The 326-nt window shown below is 58.3% G+C and carries 1 pseudogene; it reads left to right on the top strand.

What is annotated here, in order from left to right:
- Nucleotides 1–12 precede the first annotated feature (12 nt).
- Nucleotides 13–326: pseudogene (locus tag AC3XQU_RS23460) on the top strand (hypothetical protein); the annotation flags it as partial.

The following is a 326-nucleotide window of genomic DNA, read 5'->3' as shown; positions in this document are numbered from 1 at the left end:
AGGGCCTGTTCCATGACTGATAACGACACTGTAGACCTGATTCGTTTGGTGGCACTTCGTGCCCTTCCTGCTGCCCCTACTCTGCTTAAAGAATGGCTGCCGGAGGGGCGCCCAAACGGACGTGAATGGGTTGCTCGAAACGATGTCCGGGGAGACCGCCAAGCCGGATCGTTTGGTGTGTCCCTCGACTATGGCCGGTGGAATGACTTTGCCGACGATCAAGCGCACGGTGGCGATCTGGTTTCACTTCTGGCGTACCTGCGCCAATGCCGCCAGGTCGAAGCTGCGCGGGAAATCGATCAACGCCTGGCACTCGGTTTGTTTGA

The sequence above is a fragment of the Telluria sp. AZSoR62 genome (assembly GCF_058111565.1).
The sequence above is the reverse complement of the archived record's forward strand: the minus strand, read 5'-3'. Positions and strand labels throughout refer to the sequence as shown.